At 70.9% G+C, this 12,681-nt stretch carries 15 protein-coding genes; 7 read left to right on the top strand and 8 right to left on the bottom strand.

Features of this window, described 5'->3' with window-relative positions:
* Positions 1-25 precede the first annotated feature (25 nt).
* Positions 26-421, bottom strand: coding sequence for a superoxide dismutase, Ni (sodN, locus tag AB0E88_RS17510; protein ID WP_103781377.1), 396 nt, complete (start codon positions 419-421; stop codon positions 26-28).
* Positions 422-566: 145 nt separating this feature from the next.
* On the opposite strand from sodN, the gene sodX reads away from it, so the two are divergent.
* On the top strand, positions 567-1,010 hold the full coding sequence (gene sodX / locus AB0E88_RS17505; protein WP_361631353.1) for a nickel-type superoxide dismutase maturation protease: 444 nt from the start codon (positions 567-569) through the stop codon (positions 1,008-1,010).
* On the opposite strand, the gene AB0E88_RS17500 is transcribed toward sodX, so the two are convergent.
* Positions 914-1,543, bottom strand: a complete 630-nt coding sequence (locus tag AB0E88_RS17500) for a CGNR zinc finger domain-containing protein (RefSeq protein WP_361631055.1) — start codon at positions 1,541-1,543, stop codon at positions 914-916. The genes sodX and AB0E88_RS17500 overlap by 97 nt on opposite strands.
* A gap of 99 nt (positions 1,544-1,642) precedes the next feature.
* Between AB0E88_RS17500 and AB0E88_RS17495 the strand changes: the two genes are divergently transcribed.
* Positions 1,643-2,431 (top strand): class I SAM-dependent methyltransferase, encoded by a 789-nt coding sequence (locus AB0E88_RS17495; protein ID WP_361631052.1) that lies wholly within the window; start codon positions 1,643-1,645, stop codon positions 2,429-2,431.
* 81 nt (positions 2,432-2,512) lie between these two features.
* Here the strand turns inward: AB0E88_RS17495 and AB0E88_RS17490 are convergent, their stop codons facing one another.
* From AB0E88_RS17490 to AB0E88_RS17480, 3 genes are all read right to left on the bottom strand, one after another.
* Entirely contained in the window at positions 2,513-3,265 is a 753-nt protein-coding gene (locus tag AB0E88_RS17490) for an amino acid ABC transporter ATP-binding protein (protein ID WP_361631351.1), read from the bottom strand.
* Between the two features lie 104 nt (positions 3,266-3,369).
* On the bottom strand, positions 3,370-4,308 hold the full coding sequence (locus tag AB0E88_RS17485; protein ID WP_361631049.1) for an amino acid ABC transporter permease: 939 nt from the start codon (positions 4,306-4,308) through the stop codon (positions 3,370-3,372).
* A 35-nt stretch (positions 4,309-4,343) separates the two neighbouring features.
* Positions 4,344-5,309, bottom strand: coding sequence for an ABC transporter substrate-binding protein (locus tag AB0E88_RS17480; protein WP_361631046.1), 966 nt, complete (start codon positions 5,307-5,309; stop codon positions 4,344-4,346).
* Between the two features lie 583 nt (positions 5,310-5,892).
* Between AB0E88_RS17480 and AB0E88_RS17475 the strand changes: the two genes are divergently transcribed.
* The 4 genes from AB0E88_RS17475 to AB0E88_RS17460 all read left to right on the top strand — a co-directional run bounded on the left by AB0E88_RS17475 (position 5,893) and on the right by AB0E88_RS17460 (position 9,306).
* Positions 5,893-7,116, top strand: a complete 1,224-nt coding sequence (locus AB0E88_RS17475; RefSeq protein ID WP_361631043.1) for an NADP-dependent malic enzyme — start codon at positions 5,893-5,895, stop codon at positions 7,114-7,116.
* Positions 7,117-7,425: 309 nt separating this feature from the next.
* Positions 7,426-8,391, top strand: a complete 966-nt coding sequence (locus AB0E88_RS17470) for a zinc-binding dehydrogenase (protein ID WP_361631040.1) — start codon at positions 7,426-7,428, stop codon at positions 8,389-8,391.
* A 148-nt stretch (positions 8,392-8,539) separates the two neighbouring features.
* Complete coding sequence (locus AB0E88_RS17465) at positions 8,540-8,749, top strand: HTH domain-containing protein (RefSeq protein WP_014674937.1); 210 nt, start codon at positions 8,540-8,542, stop codon at positions 8,747-8,749.
* Complete coding sequence (locus tag AB0E88_RS17460; protein ID WP_361631037.1) at positions 8,749-9,306, top strand: Clp protease N-terminal domain-containing protein; 558 nt, start codon at positions 8,749-8,751, stop codon at positions 9,304-9,306. The genes AB0E88_RS17465 and AB0E88_RS17460 overlap by 1 nt, the downstream gene beginning before the upstream one ends.
* Positions 9,307-9,351: 45 nt before the next feature.
* Here the strand turns inward: AB0E88_RS17460 and AB0E88_RS17455 are convergent, their stop codons facing one another.
* Complete coding sequence (locus tag AB0E88_RS17455) at positions 9,352-10,392, bottom strand: helix-turn-helix transcriptional regulator (protein WP_361631034.1); 1,041 nt, start codon at positions 10,390-10,392, stop codon at positions 9,352-9,354.
* A gap of 1 nt (position 10,393) precedes the next feature.
* Positions 10,394-11,347, bottom strand: coding sequence for a DUF4097 family beta strand repeat-containing protein (locus tag AB0E88_RS17450; protein ID WP_361631031.1), 954 nt, complete (start codon positions 11,345-11,347; stop codon positions 10,394-10,396).
* A 139-nt stretch (positions 11,348-11,486) separates the two neighbouring features.
* Between AB0E88_RS17450 and AB0E88_RS17445 the strand changes: the two genes are divergently transcribed.
* Positions 11,487-12,338, top strand: coding sequence for a hypothetical protein (locus AB0E88_RS17445; RefSeq protein WP_361631028.1), 852 nt, complete (start codon positions 11,487-11,489; stop codon positions 12,336-12,338).
* Between the two features lie 122 nt (positions 12,339-12,460).
* On the opposite strand, the gene AB0E88_RS17440 is transcribed toward AB0E88_RS17445, so the two are convergent.
* A complete protein-coding gene (locus AB0E88_RS17440) occupies positions 12,461-12,640 on the bottom strand; it encodes a DUF6104 family protein (RefSeq protein ID WP_003992906.1) in 180 nt (59 codons plus the stop codon).
* Positions 12,641-12,681 lie beyond the last annotated feature (41 nt).

Here is a 12,681-nt window from a genome sequence, read left to right as displayed (position 1 = left end):
GACCGCGGGCCTGCGAAAGCCGTGATCAGGCCTTCTTGGTCTCCCAGAAGATCTTGTCGATCTCGGCGATCAGCTCGAGGGCCTTCTCGCCCGTCTTCGGGTCGGTGGAGGCCTTGGCGGCCGACAGGGCCTTCAGGGTGTCGTTGACCAGCTGGTGCAGCTGCGGGTACTTCTCGAAGTGCGGGGCCTTGAAGTAGTCGCTCCACAGCACGGAGACGTGGTGCTTCGCGAGCTCGGCGCGCTGCTCCTTGATGACCGTGGCACGAGCCTGGAAGTGCGGGTCGTCGTTGCCGGCCATCTTCTCCTGCACGGCCTTCACCGACTCCGCCTCGATGCGGGCCTGGGCCGGGTCGTACACGCCGCAGGGCAGGTCGCAGTGCGCGCTGACCTTGACCTTGGGGGCAAACAGGCGGGAAAGCATGGAGCATTCCTTCCTCGTGATCGTCTTCTCAGGTGGGACATTACTCCCTGCGGCACGGGTTTTCGCGAGTGCCCCCTTGGGCTTAGGACAAAAGTCCAGGGTCAGACTGGGACTGGTGGACGATCGGACCGGGGAGGTACGGGTGATGCCGGAGCTGTCGCAGGGCACCGAGCAGGGCAGGGGTGCCGAGCCGCCCTTCGGCTGGGTGGAGGTCACGGGCCCGTCGATGGTGCCGACGCTCTACCACGGCGACCAGCTGCTGGTGCGGTACGGGAGCCGGGTCCGCCCGGGCCACATCATCGTCCTGCGCCATCCGCTGCAGCAGAACCTGCTGGTCGTGAAGCGCGCGGCCGAGCGCCGTGAGGGCGGCTGGTGGGTGCTCGCCGACAACGCCTTCGGCACGACCACCGACAGCGAGGACTACGGCGTCGTACCGGACGAGCTGGTGGTCGGCCGGGTGCTGTTCCGCTTCCGTCGCCCGCCGGAGCCGGATCAGCGCTCGCCGCTGGCCGTCGTGCGCTGGGCGCTGTCGGCCGCGAGGCCCGTGTTCGCCGACCGGTCGGCCTCCAGGCGCTTGCGGGCCCGGTAGGCGGCCACGTTGGCGCGGGTGGCGCAGCGGTCGGAGCAGTAGCGCCGGGACCGGTTGGTCGAGGTGTCCAGGAAGGCGTTGCGGCAGGGCGCGGCCTCACACAGACCCAGCCGGTCCACGCCGTACTCGGTCAGGTGGAACGCCAGGCCCATCGCCGCGATCGCGGCGTAACCGGCCGTCGCGTTGGACGGGTGGTCGGCCAGGTGCATGTGCCACAGCGGGCGGCCGTCGTCGTCGCGGTGGTCGTGGCCGGAGACCTGCGGGCTGACCGGGAACTCCAGCAGCAGCGCGTTCAGCAGGTCCACCGCGCGGGTCTCGTCGCCTTCGGCGGCCGCCTCGAAGACGGCGCGCAGCCGCCCCCGGACCGAGCGGAACCGGGTGACGTCCGCGTCGGTGGCCCGGCGGCCCGCCGACTGGTTGACGCCGAACAACTCCCGGACGGCCTCCACCGACGTCAGGGAGTCCTTGCCGCGGGCCGGCTCCTCGCTGTTCACGAGCCGTACGGCGTAATCCGAGTAATAGGCCAGTTCCACTTGTAGTCCTTACGAAGGCGCTCTATGGTCGTGGGTGCGGTCGGGTAACAGCCGGTCGTGGTTACAGGGTATTACGGCATCCATGACGGAGGGGCAGCGATGACGGACACCTCGGCGGCCACCACGGGCACCACGGCCTTCGGTACCGACTGGCGGGCCTGGCAGACGAGCTGGGACCGCCAGCAGGAGTGGTACATGCCCGACCGCGAGGACCGCTTCCGCACCATGCTGGACATGGTGGAGGCGTTCTGCGGACCCGAGCCGCGCGTGCTGGACCTCGCCTGCGGCACCGGAAGCATCACCGCCCGACTGCTCGAGCGGTTCCCGGGCGCCGTCAGCACAGGCGTCGACCTCGACCCCGCCCTGCTCACCATCGCCCGCGGCACCTTCGCCGGCGACGACCGCGTCACCCTCGTCGAGGCCGACCTCACCGACCCGGACTGGCCGGCGAAGCTGCCGTACGGCACCTACGACGCCGTCCTCACCGCGACCGCCCTGCACTGGCTGCGCAAGGAGCCCCTGCGGGCCCTGTACGGGCAGCTCGGCGGCCTCGTCCGGCACGGCGGCGTCTTCCTCAACGCGGACCACATGACCGACGACAGCACGCCCCGGATCAACGCGGCCGAGGGGACCTGGCGCCGCGCCCGCATGGACCGGGCCCTGCGCTCCGGCGCCCTCGACTGGGCCGAGTGGTGGGCGCTCGCCGCCAAGGACCCCGTCCTCGCCGGCCCCACGGCCCGCCGCTTCGAGATCTACGCCGGCGCCCACGCCGACGGCGAGACGCCCTCGGCCGCCTGGCACGCGAGCACACTGCGCGAGCAGGGCTTCGCCGAGGTGCGGCCCGTGTGGGCCTCACCGGCGGACACGCTGCTGCTCGCCCTCAAGTAGCGGGCGACGCGGGGAGCAGCCGGCGACACGGGAAGGGGCGGTACGGCCAGGCCGTACCGCCCCCTCCCCGCGTGCGTGCGCCTACAGCACCTTGGACAGGAAGGACTTCGTCCGGTCGTGCTGCGGGTTGGTCAGGACCTCGCGCGGGTGGCCGGACTCGACCACCACACCGCCGTCCATGAAGACCAGGCTGTCGCCCACCTCGCGGGCGAAGCCCATCTCGTGCGTGACGACCACCATCGTCATGCCCGACTCGGCCAGGTCCCGCATGACGTCGAGGACGTCACCCACGAGCTCGGGGTCCAGCGCCGAGGTCGGCTCGTCGAACAGCATCAGCTTCGGGTCCATCGCCAGCGCCCGGGCGATCGCCACACGCTGCTGCTGGCCGCCGGAGAGCTGCGAGGGATAGTTGCGCGCCTTGTCGGCCAGCCCCACGCGCTCCAGCAGCTGCATGGCACGCTCCCGCGCCTGCGTCTTGCCGGTGCCCTTGACCTGCATCGGCGCTTCCATGACGTTCTCGACGGCCGTCATGTGCGGGAAGAGGTTGAACCGCTGGAACACCATGCCGATGTCCCGGCGCTTGCGCGCGACCTCGCTGTCCTTCAGCTCGTACAGCTTGTCGCCCTTCTGGCGGTAGCCGACCAGCTCACCGTCGACGTACAGCCGCCCGGCGTTGATCTTCTCGAGGTGGTTGATGCACCGCAGGAAGGTCGACTTGCCGGAGCCGGACGGGCCGATCAGGCAGAACACCTCGCCCTGCTTGACCTCGAGGTCGATGCCCTTGAGCACCTCGACGGCGCCGAAGCTCTTGTGGACGCCCTCGGCCTTCACCATCGAGACGGTGGACTTCTTCGGGGCGGCGTCCGCCTTCGCGGGCTCCGCCGTCTTGTCGGTCGTCACCGGCTTGTCGGTCTTCACGGGCTTCGCGGTCTTGTCGGTCATGCCGTGGCCCCCTTGCGGCCGGACAGGGAGAGCACGTTCGCCTTGATCTTCTGCCAGGGTGTGGCCGGCAGCTGGCGCGTGGAGCCGCGGGCGTAGTAGCGCTCCAGGTAGTACTGGCCCACGCTGAACACCGAGGTCAGCAGGAGGTACCAGGCGGCGGCCAGGAACAGCATCTCGGCCGGGGCGCCGGAGGTCTGGCCGATGTCCTGCGCGACGCGCAGCAACTCGGAGTACTGGACGACCGAGACCAGCGAGGTCGTCTTCAGCATGTTGATGACCTCGTTGCCCGTCGGCGGCACGATCACGCGCATCGCCTGCGGGATGACGATCCGGCGCAGCGTCTTGCTGTGGCTCATGCCCAGCGCGTGCGCCGCCTCCGTCTGGCCCTCGTCGACCGCGAGCAGACCGGCGCGGCAGATCTCCGCCATGTACGCGGCCTCGTTGAGGCCGAGGCCGAGCAGCGCGGTCAGGAACGGGGTCATGAAGTCCGACCACTCGTCCTTGTAGATCGGCCCGAGGTTGATGTACTCGAAGACCAGACCCAGGTTGAACCAGACGATCAGCTGGACCAGCACCGGGGTGCCGCGGAAGAACCAGATGTAGAACCACGCGATCGACGAGGTCACCGGGTTCTTCGACAGCCGCATCACCGCCAGCACGATGCCGCCGACCACGCCGATCAGCATGGACAGGACGGTCAGCAGCAGGGTGTTGCCCACGCCGCTGAGCACGCGGTGGTTGAAGAAGTAGTCCGGGATCGCGCCCCAGTTGATCTTGCCCTGGGAGAACGCGTAGACGATGCCGCCCAGCAGGGCGAGCGCGATGACGGCGGAGATGTACCGCCCGTAGTGACGGACCGGGATGGCCTTGATGGCCTCCGGGCCGGTCGGCGGGGTCGCCGCCGGTTCCGTCGTCTTGTCTATGTCAACAGTCACGGGTGCTGCCTTTCAGTGCCCGCAGGAACGAGCGGTCACTTGCCGCCGTTGACGGTGGCCTGCTTCACGGCGCCTGCCGTGACGCCCCACTTCTGGAGGATCTTGTCGTAGTCGCCGTTCTTGATGATCGCGTCCAGCGCGGCCTTCAGGGCATCGCGGACCTGCGTGTTCGCCTTGGCGACGGCGATGCCGTACGGGGCGGCCTCGACCTGGTCGCCGACGATCTGGAAGTCCTTGCCCCCGCCGGAGGTCTTCACCGCGTACGCGGCGACCGGGAAGTCGGAGGAGCCGGCGTTGGCGCCGCCGGCGCGCAGGCGGGTCTGGGCCTGCTGGTCGGTGTCGAAGGCCTCGATCGACAGCGTCTTGCCCGCCGGGCACTTCTTCGCCTCGCTCTTGGCGAGGTCCTCGGAGGTCGTGCCGCGCTGCACCACGATCTTCTTGCCGCACAGGTCGGCCCAGGACTTGATGCCCTGGTCCTTGCCCTTCTGGGTGTAGATCGAGACACCGGCGGTGAAGTAGTCGACGAAGTCCACGCCCTCGCCGACCTTCTTGCCGGTGTCGGCGTCGATGCCCTGCTGGCGGTCCTTGGTGTCGGTCATCGCGGACATGGCGATGTCGTAGCGCTTGGAGCGCAGACCGGTGATCAGGGTGTCGAAGGTGCCGTTCTCGAACTGGAACTTCACGCCGAGCTGCTTGCCCAGGGCGTCGGCGATGTCCGGGTCGATACCGGCGGTGTTGCCGGAGCTGTCCCGGAACTCCACCGGCGCGTACGCGATGTCCGAGCCGACCTTGATGACGCCCTTGTCGCGGACGGCCTTGGGGAGCAGGTCGGCGAGCGGGGCGTTGGTGGTGGAGGCCCCGCCACTGCTCTGGGAACCGGTGTCCTTCTTGGTCTGGTCACCACAGCCGGTGAGCAGCAGTGCGCCTGCGACCGCGATCGCACCGACCGCTGCTAGCCGTGAGTGCGCGGCGGTCGTACGACGGGTGGAGCTTGCGGTCATCGTGGGTTCCTCCGGCGGGATGGATGGTGCCGATGGTTGACGGCAGTGCCGATGGGTCGACGAGAACACACACCTTCGAGTGTCGCGACCTCGTGTGATTACGGCATCTTGCCATTCGGACTCGGACATTCAGGTGACTCGCCATGTCAAAATCGGATAACGGGCGACACCCGAACCGCACCACTTGCGTACATCACAGCGCATGTTCTGCGGGAATCCGGGGTTCCGGCCGGAAGATCTTCGGTTCATCTCATCATGTGGGCGTCAGGTGCGGCCTGGACGTGTCCGCTTGAGTGTGGGTTGAGCGTTTGTCCAGACCTTGTCCGCATATTCGGCCATGAGCGAAGACGTGCCATGCGTCTGACGTGTGACCTTTGCGGTATCGACTCGTCGGCGACACCGTCCGTCGGGTAAGAAGGTTCTTTACACCCCTCATCCGGGGCTCAGGGCGCGTGTGCGGCGCGCCCGTCGCGTAGGTGCCCGTACGCATCAGTCAAACCGGGCCGTACGCGGTGCCCGCCCGCCCCTCACCAGGGGCGGTCCCAAACCCTCAAACCATGAATACTTAAGGGGTAAAGAGAAAGTGGCAGCGGAGATCGTCAATCCTCGCAGCGAGAGCAAAGCGGATCAGGAGGGCGGTGCGGAGCCCCTCGATTCCTTCGATCCGGTGTTCGCGCTGCACCGTGGCGGCAAGATGGCCGTGCAGGCCACCGTGCCGGTCCGCGACAAGGACGACCTGTCCCTCGCGTACACCCCCGGCGTCGCGCGCGTGTGCACCGCGATCGCGGAGCAGCCGGAGCTGGTCAACGACTACACCTGGAAGTCGTCCGTGGTCGCCGTGGTGACCGACGGCACGGCGGTGCTGGGACTCGGGGACATCGGCCCCGAGGCCTCCCTTCCGGTCATGGAGGGGAAGGCGATCCTCTTCAAGCAGTTCGGCGGCGTCGACGCCGTGCCGATCGCGCTCGCCTGCACCGACGTCGACGAGATCGTCGAGACCGTGGTGCGCCTCGCGCCCTCCTTCGGTGGTGTGAACCTCGAGGACATCTCGGCGCCGCGGTGCTTCGAGATCGAGCGCAGGCTGCAGGAGCGGCTGGACATCCCGATCTTCCACGACGACCAGCACGGCACGGCCATCGTGACGCTGGCGGCGCTGCGGAACGCCGCGCGGCTGAGCGGCCGGGAGATCGGGCAGCTGCGCGCCGTCATCTCCGGCGCCGGTGCGGCCGGTGTGGCCATCGCGAAGATGCTGATCGAGGCCGGGATCGGGGACGTGGCCGTCACCGACCGCAAGGGTGTCGTGTCCTCGGACCGCGAGGACCTGACCTCCGTGAAGCGGGAGCTGGCGTCCTTCACGAACAAGGCCGGCCTGAGCGGGTCGCTCGAGGACGCGCTGGCCGGGGCCGACGTGTTCATCGGCGTCTCCGGCGGTACGGTGCCGGAGGCCGCGGTGGCGTCCATGGCCGAGGGCGCGTTCGTGTTCGCCATGGCCAACCCGAACCCGGAGGTCCACCCCGACGTCGCGCACAAGTACGCGGCGGTCGTGGCGACCGGGCGGTCCGACTTCCCGAACCAGATCAACAACGTGCTGGCGTTCCCCGGGATCTTCGCGGGTGCGCTGCAGGTGCGGGCCACGCGGATCACCGAAGGCATGAAGATCGCGGCGGCCGAGGCGCTGGCGTCGGTCGTCGGGGACGACCTGGCGGCCGACTACGTCATCCCGTCGCCCTTCGACGAGCGGGTCGCGCCGGCCGTCACGGCGGCGGTCGCGGCCGCGGCCCGGGCGGAGGGTGTGGCGCGGCGGTAGTGCTGCGCCGGCCTGACCGGTGCTTGGCTGATGACCCCGTCCCGGGTGGGCGGGGTCTTCTGCTGTCGGGGACTGGTCGTGTTTCCTCTGCGGGCGCGTTGTGGCTGGTCGCGCGGTTCCCCGCGCCCCTTTTTGTGCCTGCGGCGGCCCGTTGCCGTCCGGTGGCCGGTTGCGGTCGCCCGCGGCCGGTGGTCCGGCCTCCTCGCCGACGTCCGGGGCTGCCCCTCGTCGTACGCCGGTGCGCAAGAGGGTGTGTGTCACAGCGCGGTGGCGTTCCGTACGGGCCTCGGGGAACCTATCGTCGGGGGCATGTTCGCTGTCTACGCCGCTCGAATCGACCGCGACCAGCCGTTGAACGGACTGGAGTTGGGGGAACGCCCCGCTCCCGAGGTCCGTCCCGGGTGGAGCACCGTCGACGTCAAGGCCGCCTCCCTCAACCACCACGACCTGTGGTCCCTGCGTGGCGTGGGCCTCGCAGAGGACAAGCTGCCGATGATCCTCGGGTGCGACGCCGCGGGTGTCGACGAGGACGGCAACGAGGTCGTCCTGCACTCCGTGATCGGCCAGAGCGGTCACGGTGTCGGGCCCAAGGAGCCCCGGTCGATCCTGACCGAGCGGTACCAGGGGACCTTCGCCGAGCGGGTGGCCGTGCCGACGTGGAACGTGCTGCCGAAGCCGAAGGAGCTGTCGTTCGAGGAGGCCGCCTGCCTGCCGACCGCGTGGCTGACGGCCTATCGGATGCTGTTCACCAATGCCGGGGTACGGCCCGGTGACTCCGTGCTGGTGCAGGGTGCCGGCGGTGGTGTCGCCAGCGCCGCCATCGTGCTCGGCAAGGCCGCCGGCCTGCGGGTCTTCGCCACCAGCCGGGACGAGGCCAAGCGGAAGCGGGCGCTGGAGCTGGGGGCCGTGGAGGCCCTGGAGTCGGGCGCGCGGCTGCCGCAGCGGGTGGACGCGGTCATCGAGACCGTGGGCGCCGCCACCTGGTCGCACTCCGTGAAATCGCTGCGGCCCGGCGGCACGCTCGTGATTTCCGGGGCGACCAGTGGCGACCGGCCCTCGCACGCGGAGCTGACACGGATCTTCTTCCTGGAGCTGAAGGTCGTCGGCTCGACCATGGGCACCAAGGACGAGCTGGAGGATCTGCTCGCCTTCTGCGCTGCCACCGGGGTCCGGCCCGTCATCGACGAGGTGCTCCCGATGGACCGGGCCCGCGAGGGCTTCGAGCGGATGGAGTCCGGGGAGCTGTTCGGGAAGGTCGTGCTCACCAACTCCTGAGCGGGAGGCCGTCCTGGCGGCCGCCGGCAGGTGCAGGAAGGCCTCCCGGGAGGGAGGGAAGGCGGGTCCGGGGACGGGCCCGCCTTTTTGCCGCCCCTCCTTGTCAACTTTCATTGACAAGAGTGTGGTGTCAACGTAGGTTGACTGTATGAGTGAAGCCACCGATCTCGCCGAGCGGGCGGGAGACCGGGATCCGCGGGTCGGGTTGCGGGCCGTTGCCGCGCTGCGCCGGCTGCTGGAGCAGTTGGAGGCGGTGCAGGTGCGCAGTGCCCGGAATCAGGGCTGGTCGTGGCAGGAGATCGCCGCGGAGCTCGGGGTCAGCAGGCAGGCCGTGCACAAGAAGTACGGGAGGCATTGATGTTCGAGCGGTTCACCAAGGACGCCAGGGCCGTGGTCCAGGGGGCGGTGGCCCTGGCGGGCACGGAAGGCGCACAGACCGTCGACGCCGGGCATCTGCTGCTCGCCCTGCTCGACCGGGAGGCAAGTCGGGCGGCGTTCGCGCTCGCCGCTCTCGGGGCCGGGGAGTGGCGGGAGCCGGCACGGCTTGAGCTGGGCGAGGCGCGGCGGCGCGGCGGACTGACACGGGCCGACGCGGACGCGCTCGCGGGGCTGGGCATCGATGTGTCGGAGATCGTGGCCCGGGTGGAGGAGACGCATGGCGTGGGAGCCATGGCCGGTGACGGCCGGTGGTGGTCCGGGCGTCGGGCGAGTTTCGGCCGGGAGGCCAAGGGCGTGCTGGAGAAGTCGCTGAGGATGGCCCTCGCGCGGCGGGACCGGCACATCGGCGACGAGCACCTGCTGCTGGCGCTGACCGTCCTGCCGGGTGTGGCGGGTGAGGTGCTCGCCGATCACGGGGTGACGCACGCGTCGGTGACCCGGGTGCTGTACGGCGGGGGAGAGGCGAAGGCCGGCTGAACCGGCCCCCGCCCTCCCGTCACGCCCTCCCGTAACGCCCTCCCGTCACGCCTTCGCGTCACGCTCCGGGGAGCGCAGTATCGCCGCGATGTGGGCGGCCGCCGTGGACAGATGGCGGCGGGCGTCGCGCAGCTGGCCGGCGTCGACGCCGTGGTCGCGGGCCGCGTCGCGGATGTCGTCGCGGAAGCGGTCCAGGAGCCGGTCCAGGTCGCGGGCCGGCTCGCCGGTGAGGGGCTCGTGGGCCCAGGAGGGCTCGTAGACGGCCGGGAAGTCCTCCGGCGTCCGCTCGTACTCCGGCTCCGCGTACGGCCTGTCGGGGGTCGTACGCCCCCAGGCGAAGTCCTTGCCGAAGTCGCCGAACTCCTTGGCCAGCTCGGTCAGCCCCTCCTTCACGCCCGTCGGCCAGTCGCCCCGCGCGAAGTGGTCCTGCACCTGCTCCTGCACCCGGTGCGCGATGCGCTGCAGCTCCTCCTGCGCCTGGGCCCGGGCCCGCTCCTGGGCCTCCTTGGCCTGGCGCCGGGCACGCTGGGCCTCCTCACGGGCCCGGCGGCTCTCGTCCTTGGCGCGCCGGGCCTGCTCCTTCCACTCCTGCTTGACGCGGCGCATCTCCTCCTTGGCGGCCCGCCACGCCTCCTTGTCGTCGGCCTCCCCGGCGCCGGACAGGTCCGCGGCGTCCTGGGCGTGACCCGTCCGGCCACGGCGGGCCTCGCTCGCCGCGGCGCGCATCTCGCGGCGCAGGTCGCCCGCGGCGCCGCGCACGTCGGCGCGGATCTCGGCGGCCAGCTCGGCGACCGACTCGCGGATCTCCAGCTCGAGATCCGCCAGTTCACCGCTGCGGTCGGCCAGTTCCGCGCGGCCGGCGTCGGTGATGGCGTACACCTTGCGGCCGCCCTCGGTGGTGTGGGTGACCAGGCCCTCGGCCTCCAGCTTCGCCAACCGCGGGTAGACGGTGCCGGCCGACGGTGCGTACAGCCCCTGGAAGCGCTCCTCCAGGAGGCGGATCACCTCGTAGCCGTGGCGGGGCGCCTCGTCCAGGAGCTTGAGCAGGTACAGACGCAGGCGGCCGTGGGCGAAGACGGGAGGCATGTCAGAGCACCTTCTTGTCGGTCGTGCCGTCGGCCGGGGCACCGGATCCACCCGCGCCCGGACCGGAACCGGAATTGTCCCCCGAGGTGCCGGCCGAGCTTGAGGCCGGGCCGCCGTCGTGCGGACGCGCCTCCCACGGCTCGTCCTCCGCCAGGGGCCGCCGCAGCAGGGCGATGGAGCCGGAGACGGTGGTCGCCTTCAGCCGGCCGTTGCCCGCGCCGAGCCGGCCGGTGATCCGCTTGGCGCCCCACTGGCCGGTGACCCGCAGGTCCTCGAAGGCGTTGGAGACCGAGCCGCTCGCCGTGTTCGCCTCCACGCGGGCGTCCGCCGGGTGCGGCAGGCGGATGGCGATCTCCCCGGAGACGCTGGTCAGACTGACATCGGTGGGACGGCCTGCGGGGTCCATGTCCACGATCATCGAACCGCTCACCGAATCCGCCCTGACCGCGGAACCGGAACCGTCCACCACGGTCAGGTCGCCGGAGACGGAGTTGAAGCGGAGATCACCGCGCAGGGCCTGCGCCTCCACGTTCCCGGAGACGGTGTCGGCGCGCACCGGGCCGCCGAGGTCGACCAGGGTGGTGTCCCCGGTGACCCCCTTGACCTCGGCGCGGCCCTCGACGCCGGACACCACGGCCTCCGCGTCGACCACGCCCACCTCCACGCGGGTGTGCGCGGGGACCGCCAGGGAGACGACGGCGCTGCGCCGCCGGCCCCTGCGGTCCAGCCACTTCAGGAAGCCCTTCCAGGGCAGGTCCTCGTACGCCACCGTCAGAGTGCCTCCCTGCTGGGTGACGAGCAGGGGCGGCCCCTCGATCTCGGAGACCTCCAGGCGGGCGGAACCCTCGTCCGTGCCCACCACGTTCACCGTGCCGCTGACGATGCGCACGTGGAGCTCGCTCACCGGCTCGTCGAAGGTGAGCTTCTGCGGCTCTGCGACGGACCACTCGGACATGGGAGACCTCCTCGACCTCCTCGACACGCCATATCGCGTCTTACGTGATTCACGATATATCGCGGGAGCGGGAAGTCAAGACACTCGTTCTGGTGATCAGGGAGAGCGGGAGGCGGCGACCCGGCCTTAGCGTGGGGACATGCCGACGGAAGACGCCCATGGCCGCGGCCGCCCGGCCGGCGGTGCCGCGTCCGGCGCGCTGCTGCTCTGCCGTGCCGCACCCGCGGCCGTCGCCCCCGCCGCCCACCTGCTGCGCGAACCCATGCTGCTCGCCGGGGCCGGCGAGGGATGGAGCGTCCTGGTGCCCGAGGGACGTCCCTGGCGGCACGGCGGCGAGCACGTCGACCGGGTCCTCACCGGCTGGGCCACCGCACTCGCCGTCGCCGCGCCCTGGCCCGTTCTCGCCCTGTGGTGGGACGCCGACCGCGCCGGGTACACCCTCGCCGCGGGCTTCCGCCGCCCCGTCGGCTACGTCTGGCTGGCCAACGGCACCGCCGCCGGCGAGGACGAGGCGATGCGCACCTTCGCCGCCCGGCTGGACCTCGACCCCGTCCTGGACGTGCAGGCCCTGGACCATCTCACCCGCCCCGACACGGACGCCGACGCCCGCGCCCGGCTGCGCGGACTCCTGGCCGTCCTCACCCGCGCCGGCGTCGACCTGCCGGCCGGCCTCGACCCCGGCGCCGCCACCGATCAGCTCCGGCAGGCCGCCCTGCGCAGCAACGGCGTCCGCGAGCTCGAGGCGCACGGCCTGCGCGAAGCGCTGCGCAGCGAACTGGACGCCGTGGAGCGCGCCGCCCTGGCACCCTGGCTGCCCTGGGCCGCCACCCCGCAGGCCCGCGCCCTGGGCGCCGCCCAGCTCGCGACGGGCCTCTCGCTCGCCCTCTGGGGCCTCAGACGGCACAGCGGCGGCTGGACGGCGGCGGGGGCGCTGCTGCTGGCCCACGGTGCGCTCGGCCTGACCCACGCGCTCACCCATCCCCGCGACTGACACGGGGCCCCGGGCGCGCGGTCACCCGCCTGCGCGGCCGGCGGCCCGCAGAAACGGGCCCAGGAACGGCTCAGGGCGCCCGTGGGCGCCCTGCACGCACGCGCGCGGTGTTGCTCCGTCGTCTACTCGTCGTCCTCGTCGTCCAGCCGCGCCAGCCAGGTCGCCAGGCGTTCCACCGGGACCTCGAAGTCCGGGTTCAGATCGACGAACGTCCGCAACTGCTCGGCGAGCCACTCGAAGGTGACCTCCTCCTCGCCGCGCCGCTTCTCCAGTTCTTCGATGCCACGGTCGGTGAAGTACATGAGGTCAAGGATAAGTGCGCGCAAACGGCCGGGCCGCACCC

It is taken from the genome of Streptomyces sp. NPDC028635, from assembly GCF_040637635.1.
Classification (GTDB): Bacteria; Actinomycetota; Actinomycetes; order Streptomycetales; family Streptomycetaceae; genus Streptomyces.
This window is presented reverse-complemented; position numbering and strand designations above follow the sequence as displayed.